Raw genomic sequence first — 25,744 nt, 5'->3', positions numbered from 1 at the left:
TTTTATAATTATGAAATTACGATGACATTTGTTTTGTTTTTTTAGTCAATATTCTTAGAAATCCAGGTAACTTAAAATTAAAAACATTGACAAAAACAAAATAGACCGTTTATCATTTATCTTTGTAATTAGAAATGCAAGGGGGTAACTACTTTGACAGAAAATTTAGTCATAGTTGAATCGCCTGCAAAAGCTAAAACCATTGAAAAATATTTAGGTAAAAAATATAAAGTTATCGCATCTATGGGGCATGTTAGAGATTTGCCACGTAGCCAAATGGGCGTAGATGATGAAAATGATTTTGAGCCAAAATATATTACGATACGCGGCAAAGGTCCAGTTGTTAAAGAACTTAAAAAACATGCTAAGAAAGCAAAAAAAATATTCTTAGCGAGTGACCCTGACCGTGAAGGTGAGGCAATTGCTTGGCATTTGGCGAATATATTAAATTTAGAAGAATCAGTAGAAAATAGAGTAGTATTTAATGAAATAACAAAAGATGCCGTGAAAGATAGCTTTAAACATCCTAGAGGCATAGAGATGAATCTTGTTGACGCTCAACAAGCGAGACGTATATTAGACCGTTTAGTTGGTTATAATATCTCACCAGTGTTATGGAAAAAAGTAAAAAAAGGTTTGTCAGCTGGACGTGTCCAATCTGTTGCACTAAGATTGGTTATTGATCGCGAAAATGAAATCAGAAACTTTAAACCAGAAGAATATTGGAAAATTGAAGGCGAATTTAGATATAAGAAATCCAAATTCAATGCCAAATTCCTTCATTTAAAAAACAAGCCATTTAAGTTAACAAATAAAGATGATGTAGAAAAAATTACAACACAGCTAGATGGAGATCAGTTTGAGGTAACGAAAGTAGCGAAAAAAGAAAAAACACGTTATCCAGCTAATCCATTTACAACATCAACATTGCAACAAGAAGCTGCGCGCAAATTGAATTTCAAAGCACGAAAAACAATGATGCTCGCGCAACAATTGTACGAAGGTATCGATTTGAAACGACAAGGTACAGTCGGTTTAATCACTTATATGCGTACGGATTCAACAAGAGTATCTGATCAAGCTAAATCTGAAGCGAAAAGTTATATTGAAGAAACGTATGGTAATAGTTATACGTCAAATCGTAAAGCTAAAGGACAACAAGGCGATCAAGATGCCCATGAAGCGATCAGACCATCTGGAACATTGCGTACACCAAATGAAATGAAAAATTATTTAACGCGTGATCAACATAGATTATATAAATTAATTTGGGAACGTTTTGTCGCAAGTCAAATGGCACCAGCGATACTAGATACTGTTGCTATGGATTTAACGCAAAATGATTTGAAATTCCGTGCAAATGGACAAACGATTAAATTTAAAGGATTCATGACACTGTACATTGAAGCTAAAGACGACGAAGAAAGCGGTAAAGAAAATAAATTACCTAATATTGAAGAAGGTGAAATGGTCACAGCAACCAATATAGAACCTTCTCAACATTACACACAACCACCGCCGCGTTATACTGAAGCACGTTTAGTTAAAACAATGGAAGAATTGAAAATTGGTCGACCATCTACGTATGCACCGACAATAGATACGATACAAAAAAGAAATTATGTAAAAAATGAAAGTAAGCGATTTGTACCTACCGAACTAGGTGAAATCGTTCACGAACAAGTGAAGGATTATTTCCCTGAAATCATTGATGTTGACTTTACTGTAAACATGGAAACGTTATTGGATAAAGTAGCTGATGGTGAAATTCCTTGGAAGAAAGTAATCCGTGATTTTTACAGTAGCTTTAGTCAAGATGTTGAACGTGCAGAAGAAGAAATGGAAAAAATTGAAATTAAAGATGAACCAGCTGGAGAAGATTGTGAATTATGTGGATCTCCAATGGTAATTAAAATGGGACGCTATGGTAAATTTATGGCATGTTCTAACTTCCCAGACTGTCGTAACACGAAAGCCATTATCAAAACGATTGGCGTGACTTGTCCTAAATGTAAAGAGGGCGATGTCGTTGAACGTAAATCTAAAAAGAACCGTATTTTCTTCGGCTGTTCAAAATATCCTGAGTGTGACTTCGTTACATGGGATAAACCTGTAGGACGCGATTGTCCTAAATGTGAGCAATATCTTGTTGAGAAAAAACAAGGACGTAAAAGTCAGGTTATTTGTTCAAGTTGTGATTATAAAGAAGAACTACAAAAATAAACAATCATACCATTTATTAATTATTGCGTAATGTACGCGTTCATTACGAATATCGTTAATAACTCTATAAGCAACTAACGACACATATTTATAATGTAGATGCATATATTTATAATTATGATATGATGTCGTAGTTGCTATTTTTAATGTATTGGAGGAAGTTAAATGACTCAAACTGTCAATGTTATAGGGGCTGGTCTAGCTGGCTCAGAAGCAGCATATCAATTAGCTCAAAGAGGGATTAAAGTTAATTTAATAGAGATGAGACCAGTGAAGCAAACACCAGCACATCATACTGATCAATTTGCTGAGTTAGTTTGTTCAAACTCATTACGTGGCAATGCATTAACAAATGCGGTTGGTGTACTCAAAGAAGAGATGAGACGCCTTGATTCACTTATTATTAGTGCTGCAGATAAAGCAAGAGTGCCAGCTGGTGGTGCGTTAGCAGTAGATCGACATGATTTTGCTGGTTACGTTACAGAAACTTTAAAAAATCATCCCAATGTTACAGTGTTAAATGAAGAAATTAATAGCATACCTGAAGGTTATACAATCATTGCTACTGGTCCATTAACTACTGAAAAATTGGCTGCTGAAATTGTTGAAGCTACTGGTGAAGATCAATTGTATTTTTATGATGCCGCAGCTCCAATAATTGAAAAAGAAAGTATAGACATGAATAAAGTATATTTGAAATCTCGTTATGATAAAGGTGAGGCAGCTTATCTGAACTGTCCAATGACGGAAGAAGAATTCAACGCTTTTTATGACGCAGTGATTGCAGCAGAAGTTGCACCAGTAAATGAATTTGAGAAAGAAAAATACTTTGAAGGGTGTATGCCTTTTGAAGTTATGGCAGAACGTGGACGAAAAACTTTATTGTTCGGTCCTATGAAACCAGTTGGGCTAGAAGATCCTAAGACAGGTGAACGCCCATATGCAGTCGTACAATTGAGACAAGATGATGCGGCTGGCACACTATATAATCTTGTAGGTTTTCAAACACATTTAAAATGGGGCGCACAAAAAGACGTTATCCGTTTAATCCCTGGTTTAGAAAATGTAGAAATCGTAAGATATGGTGTGATGCATCGAAATACATTTATTAACTCGCCTGATGTGTTGACAGAAAAGTATGAGTTGATTGGTAGAGAAGAAGTTCATTTTGCTGGTCAAATGACTGGCGTTGAAGGTTACGTTGAAAGTGCAGCAAGTGGTTTAGTAGCAGGCATCAACGTAGCACATAAGATAAAAGGTAAAGGCGGCGTAGTATTTCCAAGAGAAACAATGATTGGAAGTATGGCATATTATATATCTCATGCTAAAAACGAGAAAAATTTCCAACCAATGAATGCGAATTTTGGTCTATTGCCAACTTTAGAAAATCGTGTTAAAGATAAAAAATTACGTTATGAAAAACTTGCCGACCGCGCGTTGTCATATTTAGATAATTATAAGCAAACTTTATAAAATATTCTTTGTTGTAACCATTTTCTAAAAATTTTGTAAGTTTGACTCAATTTAATAGTTATTTTTCGCAGTCCCCTTCTTCAATATGCTACAATTCATATTGATGGAGGGGTTTTTATTGGAAGAAATCCAGCAGGCATATTTATTTATGTTAAAAGTTGAACGACAGTTTTCAGAACATACTTTAAAGTCATACCACGATGATTTAGAACAGTTCAATGCATTTTTAAGTCAAGAACATTTAGAGTTATCTGCATTCGAATATAAAGATGCAAGAAACTATCTAAGTTATTTATATTCGAAAAACTTGAAAAGAACCTCAGTTTCTCGTAAAATTTCTACGCTGAGAAGTTTTTACGAATATTGGATGACGCAAGATGAAAAAGTTATAAATCCATTTATTCAATTAGTGCATCCCAAAAAAGAACAATATTTACCACACTTTTTTTATGAAGAAGAAATGGAAGCGTTATTTGATACTGTTGAAAAAGACCCAAAAAAAGGTTTGAGAGATAGAGTGATTTTGGAACTTCTATATGCAACAGGCATAAGGGTTTCGGAATTAGTCCATATAAAAGAGCATGATTTAGATATGAATTCACCTGGTGTGAAAGTTTTAGGTAAAGGCGGGAAAGAACGCTTTATCCCATTTGGAGAATTTTGTAAACAAAGTATAGAACGTTACTTAGAATTATTTAAACCTAAAAGCAAAAGTGATCATAATTATTTATTAGTAAATATGAACGGTGCGCCTATCACAGAGCGTGGCGTTCGTTATGTGTTAAACGACGTTGTAAAACGTACAGCTGGCGTCACAGATATTCACCCACATAAATTGAGACATACATTTGCAACACACATGCTTAATCAAGGTGCTGATTTACGTACCGTTCAATCATTGTTAGGTCATGTAAATTTATCAACTACAGGTCGCTACACACATGTTACAAATGAACAATTAAGAAAAGTATATTTAAACGCACATCCTCGTGCAAAAAAGGAGAATTAGATTATGAGTACATCTATTCACGCAACAACGATTTTTGCAGTGCAACATAACGGCCATTCAGCAATGGCCGGTGATGGTCAAGTAACACTTGGTGAACAAGTGATTATGAAACAAACAGCAAGAAAGGTTAGACGCTTATACAACGATAAAGTTTTAGCTGGATTTGCAGGAAGCGTTGCAGATGCATTCACGTTATTTGAAAAATTTGAAACTAAATTACAACAATTTGGTGGTAATTTAGAAAGAGCAGCAGTTGAATTGGCACAAGAATGGAGAGGTGACAAACAACTACGTCAACTTGAAGCAATGCTAATCGTTATGGATGAGGAATCAATTCTTGTAGTAAGTGGTACAGGAGAAGTAATCGCACCAGACGACGCTTTAATAGCAATTGGTTCAGGTGGTAATTACGCTTTAAGCGCTGGAAGAGCCTTGAAACGTCACGCCACAAACTTAACTGCAGAAGAAATGGCTTATGAAAGTTTAAAAGTTGCGTCTGATATTTGTGTGTTTACAAATGATCAAATTGTTGTTGAGAAATTATAAATCTTTATACTAAAAAGCACAATGGAAAATAAAAATGTATAATTGTAAAAATTTAGGATATAGTAATAATAAATAAATTTTCAAATACTTTTTAGAATAATTGAAATCAAAATTACGGAGGTAATTTATCTTATGGAAACGACTGGCATTAAATTAACACCAAAAGATATCGTTTCAAAATTGAATGAATACATTGTTGGGCAAGATGATGCAAAGCGCAAAGTAGCGATTGCATTGAGAAATAGATATAGAAGAAGTCTTTTAGATGAAGAAGCTAAACAAGAGATTGCGCCTAAAAATATTTTGATGATTGGACCTACAGGTGTAGGTAAGACGGAAATAGCAAGAAGAATGGCTAAAGTTGTGGGCGCACCTTTTATAAAAATAGAAGCAACTAAATTTACAGAAGTAGGCTATGTGGGTCGAGATGTTGAAAGCATGGTAAGAGATTTAGTTGACATAGCTATTAGACTGGTTAAAGAACAAAAGAAAGCTTTGGTTGAAGAAGAAGCAAAACAAAAAGCAAACGAAAAATTAGTGAAACTTTTAGTGCCTAGCATGAAGAAAAAAGCGAATAATACGAATAACAGTGGGAACAATCCTTTAGAATCATTATTTGGTGGTTCGATGCCAAACTTTGGTCAGAACAATGATGAAGAAGAGGAGACGCCTACAGATGAAGTCAAGACAAAACGTTCTGAAATTAAACAACAATTATTAAATGGTGAACTGGAAGAAGAAAAAGTAAGATTAAAAGTAGAACAAGACCCAGGTGCTATGGGTATGTTAGGCACAAATCAAAATGAGCAAATGCAAGATATGATGAATCAACTTATGCCTAAGAAAAAAGTTGAAAGAGAAGTTCCTGTTCAAACAGCACGTAAAATATTAACGGATCAATTTGCCGACGAATTGATTGATCAAGAATCAGCAAACCAACAAGCAATTGAACTTGCAGAGCAAATGGGCATTATCTTTATTGATGAAATTGATAAAGTTGCAACGAGTAACCAAAATTCAGGTCAAGATGTGTCTCGACAAGGCGTTCAGAGAGATATTTTACCAATACTTGAAGGTAGCATGGTACAAACGAAATATGGTACTGTTAATACTGAACATATGCTATTTATTGGTGCTGGAGCATTCCACGTGGCTAAACCAAGTGATTTAATTCCTGAGTTGCAAGGTCGTTTCCCAATTCGTGTTGAATTAGAAAGTCTTTCAGTAGAAGATTTTGTGCGAATCTTGACTGAACCGAAATTATCACTTATCAAACAATATGAAGCGCTACTTCAAACAGAAGAAGTGACAGTCAACTTTACCAATGACGCGATTAAACGTCTGGCAGAAATTGCGTTCCAAGTAAATCAAGATACTGATAACATTGGTGCACGTCGTTTGCATACTATACTTGAAAAAATGCTAGAAGATTTATCATTTGAAGCACCAAGTATGCCCAATGCGGTTGTAGACATTACACCACAATATGTTGATGATAAGTTGAAATCAATTTCAACAAACAAAGATTTAAGTGCATTTATTTTATAATATAAATAAAAAGGAGAAGGAATATGAGCTTATTATCGAAAACTAGAGAATTAAATACACTTTTGCAAAAGCACAAAGGTATTGCCGTTGATTTTAAGGATGTAGCACAAACAATAAGTAGTGTAACAGTAACAAATGTATTTATTGTTTCTAGAAAAGGAAAGATTTTAGGGTCAAGCTTAAACGAATTGTTGAAAAATGATCGTATTATACAAATGCTTGAAAATAGACACATACCTAAAGAATATACAGATAAATTAATGGATGTTAGAGAGACACAATCGAACATTGATATTGATAACGTATTATCTGTGTTCCCACCAGAAAACAAGGATTTATTTAAAATTAGTCGAACTACAATTTTTCCAATTTTAGGCGGCGGTGAAAGACTAGGTACTTTAGTACTTGGACGTGTTCAAGAAGATTTCTCTGAGAATGATTTAGTACTTGGTGAATACGCTGCTACAGTCATTGGTATGGAGATTTTACGTGAAAAACATAGTGAAGTTGAACAAGAAGCAAGAGACAAAGCTTCTATTAGCATGGCAATTAATTCGTTATCATATTCTGAAAGTGAAGCAATCGAGCACATCTTTGAAGAATTAGGTGGTAAGGAAGGACTCCTTATTGCATCAAAAGTTGCTGATAGAGTAGGTATCACACGTTCAGTTATTGTTAATGCTTTGCGTAAACTTGAAAGTGCTGGTGTTATTGAATCACGTTCTCTAGGAATGAAGGGTACATTTATTAAAGTGAAAAAAGAAAAATTCTTAGATGAACTAGAAAGAATTAAATAATAAATAAGCAAATTAATTTAAAATATATCATCAAAAAGAGCGTCTAAATCATAAGACTTTTAGATGTTCTTTTAATGTGTGAAATAGTAATGTGAAAGTATTGCTTTATAAATACAAATATGATATATTTATTCACGGCTATGAAGCCAATACGCACACAAAAAGTGCAAGTATAAAGGGTGCGATATTTAGTTATCGTGTTTATATGAGCTTTTTGTGGAGGTAATAAACCAATAGGAGGATTTTAATTATGGCAGTAATTTCAATGAAACAATTACTAGAAGCAGGCGTTCACTTTGGTCACCAAACACGTCGTTGGAACCCAAAAATGAAAAGATACATTTTCACTGAAAGAAACGGTATTTACATTATCGATTTACAAAAAACAGTGAAAAAAGTAGAAGAAGCTTATAACTTCATTAAACAAGTATCAGAAGATGGCGGAAAAGTTTTATTCGTTGGTACGAAAAAACAAGCGCAAGACTCAGTGAAAGCTGAAGCAGAACGTGCTGGTCAATTCTATGTAAACCAAAGATGGTTAGGCGGAATCTTAACTAACTATAAAACTATTTCTAAACGTATCAAACGCATCTCTGAAATTGAAAAAATGGAAGAAGATGGCTTATTCGAAGTATTACCTAAAAAAGAAGTTGTAGAACTTAAAAAAGAATACGACCGTTTAATCAAATTCTTAGGCGGAATTCGTGATATGAAATCAATGCCTCAAGCATTATTTGTAGTTGACCCTCGTAAAGAGCGCAACGCAATTGCTGAAGCACGCAAATTACACATCCCTATCGTTGGTATTGTGGATACTAACTGTGATCCAGATGAAATTGATTACGTTATCCCTGCAAACGACGATGCTATTCGTGCCGTTAAATTATTAACTGGTAAAATGGCAGATGCAATCTTAGAAGGTCAACAAGGTGTATCTAATGAAGAAGTAGCAGCAGAACAAAATATTGATTTAAAAGAATCAAAAGAAGCTACTGAAGCAGGAACAACTGAAGAAAACACTTCTGTTGAATCAAACTAAGAATAATGTAAAATGGGTGATAAGATATTCAAGCTTATCACCCTTTTTTAAAACAAATATATTAAAATTCATTAAATAATGGAGGAATATGAAATGGCAATTTCAGCTAAACTTGTAAAAGAATTACGTGAAAAAACTGGTGCAGGTATGATGGACTGTAAAAAAGCGTTAACAGAAACTGATGGTGACATCGACAAAGCTGTCGACTACCTACGCGAAAAAGGTATCGCAAAAGCTGCTAAAAAATCTGACCGTATTGCGGCAGAAGGTCTAGTTCATGTTGAAGAAAAAGGCAATGAAGCAGCAATTGTAGAAATTAATGCAGAAACTGACTTCGTAGCTCGTAACGAAGGTTTCCAAGAATTAGTGAAAGAAATTGCTAACCAAGTATTAGAAACAAAAGTTGAAACAGTAGAAGCATTATTAGAAACTACTTTAGCTGACGGTAAATCAGTAGACCAACGTGTTAAAGAATCTATCTCAACTATCGGAGAAAAATTAAGCATCCGTCGTTTTGCTATTAGAACAAAATCAGATAATGATGCTTTTGGTTCTTATTTACACATGGGCGGACGTATCGGTGTGTTAACTGTAGTTGAAGGTTCAACTGACGGACAAGCTGCTAAAGATGTAGCTATGCACATTGCTGCAATCAATCCTAAATATGTTTCATCTGAACAAGTAAGTGAAGATGAAATTAATCATGAAAGAGAAGTTTTAAAACAACAAGCATTAAACGAAGGTAAACCAGAGAAAATTGTAGAAAAAATGGTTGAAGGTCGTTTACGTAAATATTTACAAGAAATTTGTGCAGTTGACCAAAACTTTGTAAAAGATCCTGATCAAACAGTTGAAGCTTTCTTAAAATCAAAAGGTGGAAAACTTGTTGACTTCTTACGTTATGAAGTAGGCGAAGGCATGGAAAAACGTGAAGAAAACTTTGCTGACGAAGTAAAAGGACAAATGAAATAATTTTTCATAGTTAAAACAAGAAAGAAGACACCTTCGTGCTCCGTATGAAAGATTTACTTTTGTATTGGAAGACCTATTGTGTCTTCTTTACTTGTATCAATTACATATTTTTACAATAGAGAGGATAAGACAATGGCTCAAACTTCTAAATACGATCGTGTTGTTTTAAAATTAAGTGGCGAAGCACTAGCAGGTAACGATGGATTTGGAATTAATCCAATTACGATTAAAAGTGTGGCTGAACAAGTAGCCGAAGTGGCAAAGATGGACTGTGAAATTGCAGTTATCGTTGGCGGAGGCAATATTTGGAGAGGTAAAACGGGTAGTGACTTAGGTATGGATCGTGGTACTGCTGATTACATGGGTATGTTAGCTACTGTAATGAATGCTTTAGCGTTACAAGATAGCCTTGAACAACTAGAATGTGACACTCGCGTTTTAACTTCAATTGAAATGAAACAAGTTGCAGAACCATACATTCGTCGTCGTGCAATTAGACACTTAGAGAAAAAACGTGTAGTTATTTTTGCAGCGGGAATTGGTAATCCATACTTCTCAACTGATACTACAGCAGCTTTACGTGCGGCTGAAGTTGAAGCCGATGTTATCTTAATGGGTAAAAATAATGTTGACGGTGTTTATTCTGCTGATCCAAAAGTAGACCCTAATGCTATTAAGTATGAACATCTTACTCATATTCAAATGTTACAAGATGGTTTACAGGTAATGGACTCAACAGCATCTTCATTCTGTATGGATAATAACATTCCGTTGAATGTATTCTCAATTACTGAAGAAGGTAATATCAAACGTGCAGTAATGGGTGAAAAAATAGGAACAATAATAACAAAATAATTAGAGGTGTATGAGAATGAGCGACATTATAAATGATACGAAATCAAAAATGCAAAAATCTGTTGATAATCTTTCAAGAGAATTAGCTAATATTAGTGCCGGTAGAGCCAATTCCAATTTATTAAATGGTGTGAATGTTGATTACTATGGTGCACCGACACCAGTTCAACAACTTGCTAGTATCAATGTGCCAGAAGCACGTTTATTAGTAATTGCACCATATGATAAATCATCTGTTGGTAATATTGAAAAAGCAATCAATGCTGCAAACTTAGGTGTGAATCCTTCAAGTGATGGAGAAGTTATACGTATCGTTATCCCAGCATTAACTGAAGAGCGCCGTAAAGAGCTTGTGAAAGAAGTCAAAAAAATTGGCGAAGATGCGAAAGTAGCAGTTAGAAATGTTCGTCGTGATTCAAATGACGTACTTAAAAAGCAAGAAAAAAATGGCGATATCACTGAAGATGATTTAAGATCACAAACAGATGATGTACAAAAATTAACTGACAACTCAATTAAGGAAATTGATAAATTATTAGAAGAAAAAGAAAAAGATATAATGTCAGTATAAACATGGTAATGATGATTATACTTCTATTCACTCATTAAGGTACATAATTACTTGTAGTTAGAGCTTGAAGAAGAGGTATATCATATATTTATCTGAACTGTATCAAATCAGACTTTGGTACAGTTTTTTTATTTGTTTATTCAATGCACCTATCTATTATGATAAAATGGTAGATAATTGCATCTAGAATCTAATTATAATAAACAGAGATGATCAAGCTCGGAGGAAATACCATGTTTAAAAAGTTAAAAAAGAAGAAAGAAAATCAGTATAAGCAATCCGATATAGATTTGGAAGTACATAATATACCCGAACATGTTGCTATAATTATGGATGGTAATGGTCGTTGGGCAAAACAAAGAAAATTGCCTAGAATAAAAGGTCACTACCAAGGTATGCAAACTGTTAAAAAAATCACTAAAGCAGCTAGTGATTTAGGAATTAAATATTTAACGTTGTATACTTTCTCTACAGAAAATTGGGCAAGGCCTAAAAATGAAGTGAATTACATCATGAACTTGCCAGTTAACTTTTTAAAAACATTTCTACCAGAGTTGATAGAAAATAATGTTAAAGTAGAGACGATTGGTTTTATTGAGCATTTACCAACATCTACACTTAAAGCGATAGATAAAGCAAAAGAAGAAACAAAGAATAATACGGGCTTAAAATTGGTCTTTGCTATAAATTATGGTGGACGAGCCGAAATTGTCCACAGTGTGAAATCAATTTACGATAAATTGACTGCTGAAGGTTTAACAAGTGAAGCAATCACTGAAGAAATGATTAATGACCATTTAATGACTCATTGCTATCCTGACCCGGATCTTTTGATTAGAACATCAGGAGAGCAACGTATTAGTAATTTCCTAATCTGGCAAGTATCTTACAGTGAATTTTTATTCAATGAAAAATTATGGCCAGATTTTGATAAAGAAGAATTAGTAAACTGTATTAAAATTTATCAATCTCGTCAAAGGCGTTTTGGGGGATTATAAGTAGTTAGGAGAATAGTATGAAAGTTAGAACTTTGACGGCAATCATAGGACTTATCATTTTCCTCCCGGTCTTACTGAAGGGCGGAGTTATATTAATGCTGTTTTCGTATTTATTAGCATTCATAGCTTTAAAAGAATTGCTTAATATGAATATGATTAAGTTTTTATCGGTGCCAGGTATCATAAGTGCGCTAGGAATTTTAATTATTATGTTACCTCAAGGTGCTGGTAACTGGGTTAATGATTTACAATTAAAGTCATTAATAGCAATGAGTTTTATTTTATTAAGTTATACAGTGCTTTCTAAAAATAGATTTAGTTTTATGGACGCTGCATTTTGTTTAATGACAATTGCGTATGTTGGTATTGGGTTTATGTATCTTTATGAAACAAGATCTGAAGGCTTACACTACATACTATTTGCATTTCTAATCGTATGGTCAACAGATACAGGGGCATATATTTTTGGCCGCTTAATGGGCAAACATAAATTATGGCCTGTGATAAGTCCTAATAAAACAATAGAAGGTTTTGTTGGCGGATTGATTTGTAGTTTAATTATTCCACTTGTTATGATTATGTTTGTAGACTTTAATATTGCAACGTGGATATTGCTAATTGTTACAATCATCTTAAGTATATTTGGACAACTTGGTGACCTTGTTGAGTCAGGTTTCAAACGTCATTTTGGTGTGAAAGATTCAGGGCGTATTTTACCTGGACATGGCGGTATTTTAGATCGCTTTGACAGTTTTATGTTTGTATTGCCATTATTAAACATCTTGTTAATACAAGCTTAAATTTAGATTCAAAGGGATACTATACAATTATATAAACAAAAACAAGGAGTTAATGAAATAAAATAACTGAGTGCTTCAATACAGTTATTTTATTTCTTAACTCCTTTTCACAAGCAAAAATAATTTGCGTGAGTACGACTGTATAATGTAAAGGTATGAGCTGAAGACATATTAAAGTTACGTGTGTCACTCTGCATTGTTGTGTTATACTTTTATAATCTAAAGTAAGCAATTAGTCATAAGAAAATGAATCATATGAATTAATATATGAAGTATGAGCAAACAATTTATTTCGAAAATATGAGGTGTAGCAAAGTGAGTTTTCTAGTAACAATTATTTCATTTATAATCGTTTTTGGTGTCCTTGTCACAGTTCATGAGTATGGACATATGTTTTTTGCAAAACGTGCAGGCATTATGTGTCCGGAATTTGCAATTGGTATGGGGCCTAAAATATTTAGTTTCAGAAAAAATGAAACACTATATACGATTCGATTATTACCCGTCGGAGGTTATGTACGCATGGCTGGGGATGGTTTAGAAGAACCACCAGTTCAACCAGGTATGCATGTGAAAATAAAATTAAATGATAAAGATGAAATTACGCACATCATTTTAGATGATCAACACAAATTCCAACAAATTGAAGCAATAGAAGTAAAACAATGTGATTTTAAAGATGGCTTATTCATTGAAGGTGTAACATCATATGATCAAGAAAGACAACGCTATTCAATAGCTAAGACGTCATACTTTGTAGAGAATGGTAGTTTAATTCAAATTGCACCTAGAGATCGTCAATTTACTTATAAAAAACCTTACCAAAAATTCTTAACTTTATTTGCAGGACCATTGTTTAATTTCTTACTTACATTAGTATTATTTATTGGTCTAGCATATTATCAAGGCACAGCAACAAATTCAGTTGATGAAGTTGTTAAAGGTTCACCTGCTGAACAAGCAGGTCTTAAATCTGGAGATACAATTGTTAAAGTAGGAAACCATAATATCGATAGTAAAGATGATATCGATAAAGCGGTAAAAGATATTGAGGATAACAAGACAAAATTAGTCGTCGAACGTGATGGTAACAAACAAACATTTGATATTAAACCTAAAAAAATCGAACAAAAAGTAACAAAAACACATTCAGAAACAAAATATTTATTAGGTTATAGTGCAACAACCGAACACACTATTTTCAAACCAATTGCAGCAGGTGTGGAACAAACACTCAGTGCAGGTAAAATTATTTTCACCGCAATTGTAAGTATGATTGCTAGCATTTTCACAGGTGAATTCTCATTTGATATGTTGAATGGTCCAGTAGGTATATATCATACTGTCGACTCTGTCGTTAAAACTGGTATAATTAACTTGATTTCATGGACTGCTTTGCTAAGCGTTAACTTAGGATTAATGAATTTACTACCAGTACCAGCATTAGATGGTGGACGAATTTTATTTGTAATTTATGAAGCAATCTTTAGAAAACCAGTAAATAAAAAAGCCGAAACTACAATTATCGCCATTGGTGCCGTATTTGTGTTAATCGTTATGGTATTAGTGACTTGGAACGATATTCAGCGTTATTTCTTATAAGAGGGAGAGAAGCATTTAAATGAAACAATCAAAAGTATTTATACCAACTATGAAAGAAGTGCCAGCGGGTGCTGAGGCATTAAGCCATCGCCTATTATTAAAAGCAGGTTTGATCAAACAAAGCACAAGTGGAATCTACAGTTACTTACCAATTGCTGCGAGAGTATTAAATAACATTGAAGCCATCGTACGTGAAGAGATGGAACGTATTGATGCCGTTGAAATATTAATGCCAGCATTACAACCATCAGAATTATGGGAAGAATCAGGACGTTGGAGTGCATATGGTCCAGAACTTATGCGTTTACAAGACCGTAATGGACGTCAATTTGCACTTGGACCAACGCACGAAGAAGTTGTAACTTCAATTGTTCGTGATGAATTGAAATCATACAAACAACTACCAATGACACTTTTCCAAATACAATCTAAATATAGAGACGAAAAGCGCCCACGTTTCGGACTGTTACGTGGTAGAGAATTTATAATGAAAGATGCTTATTCTTTCCATGCTGATGAAGCATCACTTAATGAATCATATGAAGATATGTACCATGCGTACGGCCGTATCTTTAGTCGTGTAGGCATTAATGCAAGACCTGTTGTTGCTGATTCAGGTGCAATTGGAGGTAGCCATACACATGAGTTCATGGCGTTAAGCGAAATCGGTGAAGACACGATTGTATATAGTGAGCAAAGTGATTACGCTGCAAATATTGAAAAAGCTGAAGTGGTTTACCATCCAAATAAAAAACATGAAGATGTTCAACCGTTAACTAAAATTGAAACGCCTAATGTGCATACAGCACAAGAGCTTGCGACATTTTTAAATAAACCATTAGATGAAATTACTAAATCTATGGTATTTAATGTCGATGGTGAATTTATATTAGTGTTAGTTCGTGGTCACCATGAAATTAACGATATTAAATTAAAAGCTTATTTTGGAACTGACAATGTGGATTTAGCAACTGAAGATGAAATTATTAATATTTTAGGTGCAAAACCAGGCTCGTTAGGTCCAGTTTTTGATAAAGATATTAAAATTTATGCAGATAATTTCATTCAAGATTTGAATAATATTGTCGTTGGTGCGAATGAAGATGGGTATCATTTCTTAAACGCAAATGTTGGTCGTGATTTTGAAGTAGCAGCCTATGGAGATTTTAGATTCATTTTAGAAGGCGAACTATTAGCGGACAGCTCAGACAAAGCGCACTTTGCTGAAGGAATTGAAGTTGGCCAAGTCTTTAAATTAGGAACGAAATACTCTGAATCAATGAACGCTACATTCTTAAACGACCAAGGTAGAGCACAACCATTATTAATGGGATGTTATGGTATTGGAGTTTCAAGAACACTAAGCGCAATTGTTGAACAAAATAACGACGAAAATGGTATTGTTTGGCCAAAATCAGTCACACCATTCGAATTACACTTAATCACAATCAACCCTAAAAAAGATGAGCAACGTGAATTAGCGGATCAATTATATACACAATTAAAAGAAAATTACGATGTGTTATATGATGATCGTAAAGAACGTGCTGGTGTGAAATTTAATGATGCTGATTTAATCGGTCTACCAATTCGTATCGTCGTAGGTAAAAATGCAGCAGAAGGTATAGTAGAAGTTAAACGTCGCGATACTGGTGACAGTGAAGACGTGCATATTGATAATTTAATCAATTATGTAAATGAATTGTATACAAATTTATAATTAAAGGCTAAGTCCATAGCACTTTGTTATAATATATAAAGTGAATTGGTAGATGTTACTTATATAAAATCGTAAGATTGGCACGTAAATACAGTGTTTTATATTGATATTGGTGAATATAAATTAGAGAATGTACAATGGCTGTCTAATATTTAAACGTGTTTGGCTCAAGCTTTTTAAAGAGGGAGTGGAACAGAAATCAAATTTTCTTAATAAAATTTCGTTCTCCCACCCCGGCAAAGAAGACTAGAACTGAAAAAGCTTAATATAAGCGCATTTTCAATTCAGTCAGCTACTGCCTAATAACGATTGAGGCTGAAACATGTATTTATGTCCCAGCTTCTCTTATGCAAGAGTTTCAGCTCTTGTATTCCTTTTTTAGTCAGTATTGTGGGGGCGGGAATACGAAATCAAATTTTGGTTTCTGTCCCGCTCCCATTTGTTATTCACAAAAATATGAATTTAAGCTATTAAGTTTAACTATTAGAATTTCACACATATCCGTTATAATATAGAGCATGGAATAATAATACATACACCGTCATTTAATGTAAGTAATCATATACAAGTAAAGCAGTGTAATTAATAGTAAGGTGGTTATCGTCATGGCAATGACAAATCAGGAAAAATTTAAAATCCTAGCTGACCAAATTAAAATAACAAACCATTTGGAACCAGAAATTTTGGAGCAAAGTGAATTAACGCGTGTGGATGTTAAGACAACAGATCGAACGTGGGTGTTTCAAATCACATTACCACACTTTCTATCAACAGAAGATTATTTACTTTTTACAGGGGCAATAACAGAAGAATTTAAATCAATTGCGAATGTAGAATGTAATATTACGATAAATAACAAATCAAACCAAGATGAACATGCGATGAAGTATTTTAGTCATTGTATTGATCAAACAAAACTTTCACCCAAAGTGAAAGGTCAATTAAAACAAAAGCGCTTAATTATGTCGGGAGATGTGCTAAAAGTAACTTGTCAAAATGATATCGAAAGAGACCATTTTGATAAAGCGTGTAATGGTAGTTTAGTTAAAGCTTTTCAACAGTGTGGGTTTGATATTAGTAAAATAGTCTTTGAAACGGATAGTGGTGGCAATGAAGATGACTTAGCATCATTAGAAGCACATATCCAAGAAGAAGATGAAAAAAGCGCACGTGAAGCTACTGAAAAATTAGAAAAAATGAAAGCTGAGAAAGCAAAACAACAAGATAATAATGAAAGCTCGGTAACTAAGTGTCAAATTGGTAAACCGATTCAAATTGAAAATATTAAACCGATAGATTCTATTATTGAAGAAGAATTTAAAGTAGCGGTTGAAGGTGTTATTTTCGATATTAACTTAAAAGAGTTGAAGAGTGGGCGACATATTGTAGAGTTGAAAGTAACTGACTATACAGATTCGCTCGTATTAAAAATGTTCACGCGTAAAAATAAGGATGATTTAGATAACTTCAAGGCATTGAGTGTCGGTAAATGGGTTCGCGCACAAGGTCGTATAGAAGAAGATTCGTTTGTTCGTGATTTAGTGATGATGATGTCAGATATTGAAGAAATTAAAAAAGCTACTAAACAAGATAAATCTGAAGAAAAACGAGTAGAATTCCATTTGCATACATCAATGAGCCAAATGGATGGCATACCTAATATTTCAGCGTACGTAGATCAAGCAGCAAAATGGGGTCATAAAGCAATTGCAGTGACTGACCATAACGGTGTTCAAGCTTTTCCAGACGCCCATGCAGCAGCTGAAAAAAATGGTATTAAAATGATTTATGGAATGGAAGGTATGTTAGTCGACGATGGTGTACCTATTGCGTACAAACCAATGAACCGTGATTTAAAAACCGCAACATACGTTGTATTTGACGTTGAGACGACTGGTTTATCCAATCAGTACGATAAAATTATTGAGCTCGCTGCAGTCAAAGTTAAAGACGGAGAAATTATTGATAAGTTTGAACGTTTTAGTAATCCGCATGAACGTTTATCCGACGTTATTGTTAATTTGACACATATTACGGATGATATGTTAGTTGATGCGCCAGAAATTGAAGAAGTACTTACTGAGTTTAAAGCGTGGGTAGGAGATGCTATTTTCGTGGCACATAATGCATCCTTTGATATGGGATTTATTGATACTGGATATGAACATGTCGGCATTGGCGCATCTACAAACGCTGTAATAGATACGCTTGAATTATCAAGAACAATCAATACTGAATACGGTAAACATGGACTGAACTTCTTAGCCAAAAAATACGGCGTAGAGTTAACGCAACACCATAGAGCGATTTATGATACGGAAGCTACTGCTTACATGTTTATTAAAATGCTTAAACAATTAGAAGAACTCGGCGTTCACAATCATCAAGATATCAATACATCGTTATCAAACGAAGATGCTTATAAACGCGCACGTCCGAACCACGTTACGCTCATTGTTCAAAACCAACAAGGTCTTAAAAACTTATTCAAAATTGTAAGTGCATCATTAGTCCAATATTATTATCGAACACCGAGAATTCCACGTTCGTTATTAGATGAATATCGTGAAGGTATTCTCGTTGGTTCTGCATGTGACGAAGGGGAAGTATTTACTGCAGTGATGCAAAAAGATCAATCTCAAGTTGAACGTATTGCACAATACTATGATTTTATTGAAATTCAACCGCCTGCTTTATATCAAGGCTTAATTGATAGGGAACTGATACGCGATAATGAAACATTACATGAAATATATAATCGTTTAATTCGTGCGGGTGAAGTCAATGATATTCCAGTTATAGCTACGGGGAATGCGCACTATTTGAATGAACATGATTCGATTGCGCGTAAAATATTAATTGCTGCACAACCTGGTAATCCATTAAACCGTTCTACATTGCCAAAGGCGCATTTTAGAACTACGGACGAAATGTTAGATGAATTACACTTTTTAGGTGAAGAAAAAGCTTATGAACTTGTCATTAAGAATACGAATGAGCTAGCAGATCGTATAGAGCGTGTTGTTCCAATCAAAGATGAGCTATACACACCGAGAATGGAAGGCGCAAATGAAGAAATTCGAGAAATGAGTTATTCTAATGCAAAAGACCTCTACGGTGAGGATTTACCACAAATTGTAATTGATCGTCTCGAAAAAGAATTAGAAAGTATTATAGGTAATGGTTTCTCTGTTATATACCTCATTTCACAACGACTTGTTAAAAAGTCTTTAAATGATGGGTATCTCGTTGGTTCACGTGGTTCTGTAGGTTCAAGCTTTGTAGCAACCATGACAGAAATCACAGAAGTTAATCCATTACCCCCACATTATATTTGTCCAAAATGTAAAACAAGCGAATTCTTTGATGATGGCTCTGTTGGCTCTGGTTTTGATTTGCCAGATAAAAAATGTGAAACTTGTGGCAGTGATCTTATTAAAGAAGGTCAAGATATTCCTTTCGAAACATTCTTAGGTTTTAAAGGCGATAAGGTACCAGATATTGACTTGAACTTTAGTGGTGAATATCAACCCAATGCACATAATTATACAAAAGAATTATTTGGTGATGATAAAGTCTTCCGTGCTGGAACAATTGGTACAGTCGCAGAGAAAACAGCTTTTGGTTATGTAAAAGGTTATTTAAATGACCAAGGTATCCATAAACGTGGAGCAGAAGTAGATAGACTTGTCAAAGGATGCACAGGCGTTAAACGTACATCTGGCCAACATCCAGGCGGTATTATAGTTGTACCTGATTATATGGATATATATGATTTTACACCTGTACAGTTTCCAGCGGACGATCAGTCTTCATCTTGGATGACAACACATTTTGATTTCCATTCCATCCATGATAACGTTCTAAAGTTAGACATACTTGGACATGATGATCCAACCATGATTCGTATGTTACAGGATTTATCAGGAATAGATCCTAAAACAATTCCAGTGGACGATAAAGAAACAATGGGCATCTTTAGTTCACCTGAACCTTTAGGCGTTACACAAGAGGAAATTTTATGTAAAACTGGCACGTTTGGTGTACCAGAATTTGGCACAGGATTTGTTAGACAAATGTTAGAAGATACAAAACCAACAACATTTTCAGAACTTGTTAGAATCTCAGGATTATCACACGGTACGGATGTATGGTTAGGGAACGCTCAAGATTTGATACGTTCGGGTAAATGTGATTTGGCAAGCGTAATCTGCTGTCGTGATGATATTATGGTTTATTTAATGTATAACGGCCTAGAACCGTCACTTGCCTTTAAAACAATGGAATTTGTGCGTAAAGGTAAAGGATTGACTGACGATATGGTCGAAGCAATGGTGGACAATGAAGTTCCTGATTGGTATTTAGATTCATGTAGAAAAATAAAATACATGTTCCCTAAAGCCCATGCCGCAGCTTATGTATTAATGGCGGTAAGAATTGCTTACTTTAAAGTGCATTATCCATTATATTATTATGCAAGTTATTTCACAGTGCGTGCATCTGATTTTGATTTAATTACAATGATTAAAGATAAAGAGGGTATTCGTAATACTGTAAATGAGATGTATTCACGTTATATGGATTTAGCTAAAAAAGAAAAAGATACTTTAACAGTGCTTGAAATAATGAATGAAATGGCACAACGTGGTTTCCGTATGCAGCCAATCAGTTTAGAAAAAAGTAAATCATTTGAGTTTATTATTGAAGGCGACACACTAATTCCACCATTTATTTCTGTTCCAGGTTTAGGTGAAAACGTTGCACAAAGAATTGTAGAAGCTCGAGAAGAAGGGCCATTTTTATCTAAAGAAGATTTAAATAAAAAAGCGGGATTATCACAAAAAGTGATAGAATACTTAGATGAATTAGGTTCTTTACCTAATTTACCTGATAAAGCACAATTATCAATATTCGATATGTAATGAACGAAAAGACTTAATAATAAACAAAAAGCATCAATTATCTTGTCATTATAGGCTTTTTACAAATATAGTTATTTGTCTAGCAAATAAACATATGATATAATAACAGTGCTTAAAAAATTAGACTCAGGCAGAAAGAGTGGGCATATTACCCGCTCTTTTCTATTTGCCAAAACAGGAGGTCAGCATGAGTAAAATAACTGAGCAAGTTGAAGCAATAATTCAACCTGTCCTTGACGACTTAAATTTTGAATTAGTAGAAGTTGAGTTTACAAAAGAAGGAAACGATCATTTTTTAAGAGTATCTATCGATAAAGAAGGTGGCGTAGATTTAAATGATTGTGCGCTTGCTTCTGAAAAAATCAGTGAAGTAATGGACTCAGAAGATCCTATCGAACAGATGTATTATTTAGATGTTGCCTCACCTGGTGCTGAAAGACCAATTAAAAAAGAAAAAGATTATCACAATGCTGTGACTAAACCTGTATTTGTTTCTTTATATGCTCCAATCGAAGGCGCAAAAGAATGGTTAGGTATATTACAATCTGTTGATGATGAAACAATAATTATGCAAGTCAAAGATAAGTCAAGAACAAAACAAGTTGAAATTCCAAGAAGTAAAATCGCTAAAGCACGTCATGCAGTATTGATATAACGTGATGAGGAGGATGATAAATCGTGTCAAGTAATGAATTATTATTAGCTACTGAGTACTTAGAAAAAGAAAAGAAAATTCCTAGAGAAGTATTAATTGATGCTATAGAAGCGGCGTTAATCACTGCTTATAAAAAGAACTATGAAAGTGCAAGAAACGTTCGTGTTGAATTAAACATGGATGAAGGTACATTCAATGTTATCGCACGTAAAGAAGTGGTTGAAGAATCATTTGATAACAGAGAAGAAATCGATTTAAGTACTGCACTAGTAAAAAATCCTGCGTATGAAATTGGTGATATCTACGAAGAAGACGTAACACCAAGTGATTTTGGACGTGTAGGTGCGCAAGCAGCTAAACAAGCTGTTATGCAACGTTTACGTGATGCTGAACGTGAAATACTATATGATGAATTCATCGATAAAGAAGATGATATTGTTACTGGTCTTATCGACAGAGTAGATCATCGCTATGTATATGTAAATTTAGGGCGTACTGAAGCAGTATTGTCTGAAGCAGAAAGAAGTCCAAATGAAAGCTACATTCCAAACGAAAGAATAAGAGTGTATGTGAACAAAGTTGAACAAACTACAAAAGGACCACAAATTTACGTTTCAAGAAGCCATCCAGGTTTATTAAAACGCTTGTTTGAACAAGAAGTGCCAGAAATCTTTGACGGTACAGTGATAGTTAAATCAGTAGCTCGCGAAGCTGGCGACCGCTCAAAAATCAGTGTACACTCAGACAACCATGACATCGATGCAGTAGGTGCTTGTGTAGGTTCTAAAGGTAGTCGTGTTGAAGCTGTTGTTGAAGAACTTGGCGGCGAGAAAATTGATATTGTTCAATGGAATGAAGATCCTAAGGTGTTTGTAAAAAATGCTTTAAGCCCATCACAAGTATTACAAGTTATTGTTGATGAAGAAAATCAATCAACAGTAGTTGTAGTACCAGACTATCAATTATCATTAGCTATAGGTAAACGCGGACAAAATGCACGTTTAGCTGCTAAATTAACTGGTTGGAAAATTGATATTAAATCAGAAACAGATGCTAGAGAAGCAGGTGTCTATCCAGCAGACGTCGAAGACACAGAAGATCAACTTAATGATGTTGTTGACGAAGAAAATGTTGATTTGGAAGAAACAGCCAATGAAGTTTCTGAAACAGTAACTGAAGAAGAAGACGCTGAAAAATAACTTGGGGTGATAACTTTATGAAAAAGAAAAAAATTCCAATGCGTAAATGTATACTTTCAAATGAAATGTACCCTAAGAATGACATGATTAGAGTTGTAATTAATAAAGACGGACAAATTTTTGCTGATGCGAGTGGCAAACAACAAGGCCGTGGCGCTTATGTATCTAAAAATGTTAAATTAGTAGAAGAAGCACAACAAAAAGAAACATTAGAAAGATATTTCAAATCTGATGCTGAAACGTTAGAGCCTGTTTATAAAGAAATTATACGTCTTATTTATCGTGAAGAGATACCTAAATGACAAAAGAAAAAATCGTGAATTTTTTAGGTTTAGCAATGCGTGCAGGAAAAGTTAAAACAGGCGAATCAGTCATTATAAATGATTTGAAGAATAATAAGTTAAAGCTCGTAATCATTGCAACAGATGCTTCTGACAACACAATGAAAGTGATGCAGAACAAATGTGAAAGTTACCATATATCATTACGCATATTTGGAACGAGAGCTGAATTAGGACAAGCTTTAGGTAAAGCAGAACGTGTAAACATTGGAATCACTGATCAAGGCTTTGCTAAAAAGTTATTGTCAATGATTGATGAATATCGTAAGGAGTGACTATATGAGTAAACAAAGAATTTACGAATACGCTAAAGATTTAAAATTAAAGAGTAGAGATATTATCGACGAATTGCAAAAGATGGATGTTGAGGTAACAAGTCATATGCAAACATTAGAAGACAACCAAATTCACGCATTAGATAAAATTTACAAACCTGAAAAAGCAAAAGAAGCAGAGGAAAAACAACAAAAAGCTGCTCAAAACAAACAACAATCATCAAATAATAAAGGTAACCAAAACAACAAGAATAATCAAAATAACAAAGGTAACCAAAATAATAAATCAAATAATAATAAACCGAATAACAAAAACAACAAAAAGAATAATAAAAAATCAAAACAGACAAAACAAGAAGAACCTAAAGAAATTCCAGAAAAAATCACTTATCAAGAAGGTATTACAGTAGGTGAACTTGCTGAGAAATTAAACGTAGAGTCTTCAGGTATTGTTAAAAAATTATTCTTACTTGGTATTATGGCTAATATTAATCAATCATTGGATGAAGAAACACTAGAGTTAATCGTAGATGATTACGGTGTTGAAGCTGAAAAAGAAATTGTTATTGATGAAGAAGATTTATCAATTTACTTCGATGATGAAACTGAAGATGAAGATGCTGTAGAACGCCCAGCAGTTGTTACAATCATGGGACACGTTGACCATGGTAAAACAACATTACTAGATTCGATTCGTCATACAAAAGTAACAGCTGGAGAAGCTGGTGGTATTACACAACATATTGGTGCATACCAAATTGAAAATGACGGTAAAAAAATTACGTTCTTAGACACTCCAGGTCACGCAGCATTTACGACAATGCGTGCGCGTGGTGCACAAGTAACGGATATAACTATTTTAGTTGTAGCGGCAGATGATGGTGTTATGCCTCAAACAATTGAAGCAATCAATCATGCTAAAGAAGCAAATGTGCCAACAATTGTTGCTGTTAACAAAATTGATAAACCAACATCAAACCCAGACCGAGTAATGCAAGAATTAACTGAACACGGTTTAGTTCCTGAAGATTGGGGCGGCGATACAATCTTTGTTCCACTATCAGCATTAAGTGGAGACGGCATTGATGATTTAATAGAAATGATTGTACTTACTTCTGAAGTACAAGAATTAAAAGCCAATCCAAGTAAAAAAGCTGTTGGTACAGTGATTGAAGCTGAATTAGATAAATCACGTGGACCATCTGCCTCATTATTAGTACAAAACGGTACACTTAACGTTGGAGACTCTTTAGTAGTTGGAAATACGTACGGTAGAATTCGTGCTATGGTAAACGATTTAGGCCAACGTATTAAAACTGCAGGACCATCTACACCAGTTGAAATTACTGGTATTCATGATGTGCCTAAAGCAGGCGATCGATTTGTTGTTTTCAAAGATGAAAAACAAGCAAGACGTATTGGTGAATCTCGCCATGAAGCTAACGTAATTCAACAACGTCATGAAAGTAAGAGCGTTTCATTAGATAACTTGTTTGAGCAAATGAAACAAGGTGAAATGAAAGACTTAAATGTCATTATTAAAGGTGATGTGCAAGGTTCAGTAGAAGCACTTGCTGCATCTCTAATGAAGATAGACGTTGAAGGTGTTAATGTGCGTATCATTCACACTGCTGTGGGTGCAATAAACGAATCTGACGTTACACTAGCTAACGCTTCAAATGGTATTATTATTGGCTTTAACGTTCGTCCTGATACAGGTGCGAAACGTGCTGCTGAAACTGAAGGCGTTGACATGCGTCTACACCGTGTTATTTATAGTGTTATAGAAGAAATTGAATTCGCGATGAAAGGTATGCTAGATCCAGAGTTCGAAGAACAAGTAATTGGACAAGCAGAAGTTCGTCAAACGTTCAAAGTTTCTAAAGTTGGTACAATCGCAGGTAGTTATGTTATTGATGGTAAAATTACTCGTAATGCTGGCGTTCGTGTCATTAGAGATAACATTGTGCAATTCGAAGGTGAATTAGACACACTAAAACGTTTCAAAGATGATGCTAAAGAAGTTGCCAAAGGCTACGAATGTGGTATCACAGTTGAGAAATACAATGACTTAAAAGAAGGCGACATTATTGAAGCTTTCGAAATGGTTGAAATAAAAAGATAAGTGGATATAATCCTAATTTAATGATTAAAAAAGCCTCCAATAATTTGGAGGCTTTTTATATTGAGTTCAGATTT

The 25,744-nt window shown here is 34.3% G+C and carries 20 protein-coding genes; all 20 read left to right on the top strand.

Annotated elements, in window-relative coordinates; translation table 11 throughout:
- The first annotated feature begins 153 nt into the window (after positions 1-153).
- The 20 genes from topA (at position 154) to infB (ending at position 25,670) form a co-directional block, all read left to right on the top strand.
- A complete protein-coding gene (topA, locus tag M4L39_RS12240) occupies positions 154-2,223 on the top strand; it encodes a type I DNA topoisomerase (RefSeq protein WP_277582261.1) in 2,070 nt (689 codons plus the stop codon).
- 165 nt (positions 2,224-2,388) lie between these two features.
- A complete protein-coding gene (gene trmFO / locus M4L39_RS12235; protein ID WP_277582260.1) occupies positions 2,389-3,696 on the top strand; it encodes an FADH(2)-oxidizing methylenetetrahydrofolate--tRNA-(uracil(54)-C(5))-methyltransferase TrmFO in 1,308 nt (435 codons plus the stop codon).
- Positions 3,697-3,814: 118 nt separating this feature from the next.
- Complete coding sequence (xerC, locus tag M4L39_RS12230; protein WP_277582259.1) at positions 3,815-4,705, top strand: tyrosine recombinase XerC; 891 nt, start codon at positions 3,815-3,817, stop codon at positions 4,703-4,705.
- A gap of 3 nt (positions 4,706-4,708) precedes the next feature.
- Positions 4,709-5,251, top strand: a complete 543-nt coding sequence (gene hslV, locus M4L39_RS12225; RefSeq protein WP_431197638.1) for an ATP-dependent protease subunit HslV — start codon at positions 4,709-4,711, stop codon at positions 5,249-5,251.
- 132 nt (positions 5,252-5,383) lie between these two features.
- Positions 5,384-6,799: an ATP-dependent protease ATPase subunit HslU gene (gene hslU / locus M4L39_RS12220; protein WP_277582258.1), complete on the top strand. Its 1,416-nt coding sequence runs from the start codon at positions 5,384-5,386 to the stop codon at positions 6,797-6,799.
- Between the two features lie 23 nt (positions 6,800-6,822).
- Positions 6,823-7,596 (top strand): GTP-sensing pleiotropic transcriptional regulator CodY, encoded by a 774-nt coding sequence (gene codY, locus M4L39_RS12215; protein WP_277582257.1) that lies wholly within the window; start codon positions 6,823-6,825, stop codon positions 7,594-7,596.
- A 250-nt stretch (positions 7,597-7,846) separates the two neighbouring features.
- Positions 7,847-8,635, top strand: a complete 789-nt coding sequence (gene rpsB / locus M4L39_RS12210; RefSeq protein WP_002507858.1) for a 30S ribosomal protein S2 — start codon at positions 7,847-7,849, stop codon at positions 8,633-8,635.
- A gap of 93 nt (positions 8,636-8,728) precedes the next feature.
- Complete coding sequence (gene tsf, locus M4L39_RS12205) at positions 8,729-9,607, top strand: translation elongation factor Ts (protein ID WP_069816035.1); 879 nt, start codon at positions 8,729-8,731, stop codon at positions 9,605-9,607.
- A gap of 132 nt (positions 9,608-9,739) precedes the next feature.
- Positions 9,740-10,462 (top strand): UMP kinase, encoded by a 723-nt coding sequence (gene pyrH, locus M4L39_RS12200; RefSeq protein ID WP_021338738.1) that lies wholly within the window; start codon positions 9,740-9,742, stop codon positions 10,460-10,462.
- A gap of 16 nt (positions 10,463-10,478) precedes the next feature.
- On the top strand, positions 10,479-11,033 hold the full coding sequence (gene frr, locus M4L39_RS12195) for a ribosome recycling factor (protein WP_277582256.1): 555 nt from the start codon (positions 10,479-10,481) through the stop codon (positions 11,031-11,033).
- A gap of 233 nt (positions 11,034-11,266) precedes the next feature.
- Entirely contained in the window at positions 11,267-12,031 is a 765-nt protein-coding gene (locus M4L39_RS12190) for an isoprenyl transferase (protein WP_277582255.1), read from the top strand.
- 17 nt (positions 12,032-12,048) lie between these two features.
- Entirely contained in the window at positions 12,049-12,831 is a 783-nt protein-coding gene (locus M4L39_RS12185; protein ID WP_277582254.1) for a phosphatidate cytidylyltransferase, read from the top strand.
- Between the two features lie 315 nt (positions 12,832-13,146).
- Positions 13,147-14,433 (top strand): RIP metalloprotease RseP, encoded by a 1,287-nt coding sequence (gene rseP, locus M4L39_RS12180; protein WP_277582253.1) that lies wholly within the window; start codon positions 13,147-13,149, stop codon positions 14,431-14,433.
- 19 nt (positions 14,434-14,452) lie between these two features.
- Entirely contained in the window at positions 14,453-16,153 is a 1,701-nt protein-coding gene (locus M4L39_RS12175) for a proline--tRNA ligase (protein WP_277582252.1), read from the top strand.
- A 605-nt stretch (positions 16,154-16,758) separates the two neighbouring features.
- Complete coding sequence (locus tag M4L39_RS12170; RefSeq protein ID WP_277582251.1) at positions 16,759-21,075, top strand: PolC-type DNA polymerase III; 4,317 nt, start codon at positions 16,759-16,761, stop codon at positions 21,073-21,075.
- A gap of 187 nt (positions 21,076-21,262) precedes the next feature.
- Positions 21,263-21,730, top strand: coding sequence for a ribosome maturation factor RimP (gene rimP / locus M4L39_RS12165; protein ID WP_277582250.1), 468 nt, complete (start codon positions 21,263-21,265; stop codon positions 21,728-21,730).
- Between the two features lie 23 nt (positions 21,731-21,753).
- The gene (nusA, locus tag M4L39_RS12160; RefSeq protein ID WP_277582249.1) at positions 21,754-22,929 is read left to right on the top strand and encodes a transcription termination factor NusA; all 1,176 of its coding nucleotides are present in this window, start codon (positions 21,754-21,756) and stop codon (positions 22,927-22,929) included.
- Positions 22,930-22,946: 17 nt separating this feature from the next.
- On the top strand, positions 22,947-23,231 hold the full coding sequence (gene rnpM / locus M4L39_RS12155) for an RNase P modulator RnpM (RefSeq protein ID WP_277582248.1): 285 nt from the start codon (positions 22,947-22,949) through the stop codon (positions 23,229-23,231).
- Positions 23,228-23,545, top strand: coding sequence for a L7Ae/L30e/S12e/Gadd45 family ribosomal protein (locus M4L39_RS12150; RefSeq protein ID WP_002507846.1), 318 nt, complete (start codon positions 23,228-23,230; stop codon positions 23,543-23,545). The genes rnpM and M4L39_RS12150 overlap by 4 nt, the downstream gene beginning before the upstream one ends.
- A 4-nt stretch (positions 23,546-23,549) precedes the next feature.
- The gene (gene infB / locus M4L39_RS12145) at positions 23,550-25,670 is read left to right on the top strand and encodes a translation initiation factor IF-2 (RefSeq protein ID WP_277582247.1); all 2,121 of its coding nucleotides are present in this window, start codon (positions 23,550-23,552) and stop codon (positions 25,668-25,670) included.
- Positions 25,671-25,744 lie beyond the last annotated feature (74 nt).

The organism is Staphylococcus equorum, assembly GCF_029531845.1.
In the GTDB taxonomy this organism is placed as follows: Bacteria; Bacillota; Bacilli; order Staphylococcales; family Staphylococcaceae; genus Staphylococcus; species Staphylococcus equorum_C.
The sequence above is the reverse complement of the archived record's forward strand: the minus strand, read 5'-3'. Positions and strand labels throughout refer to the sequence as shown.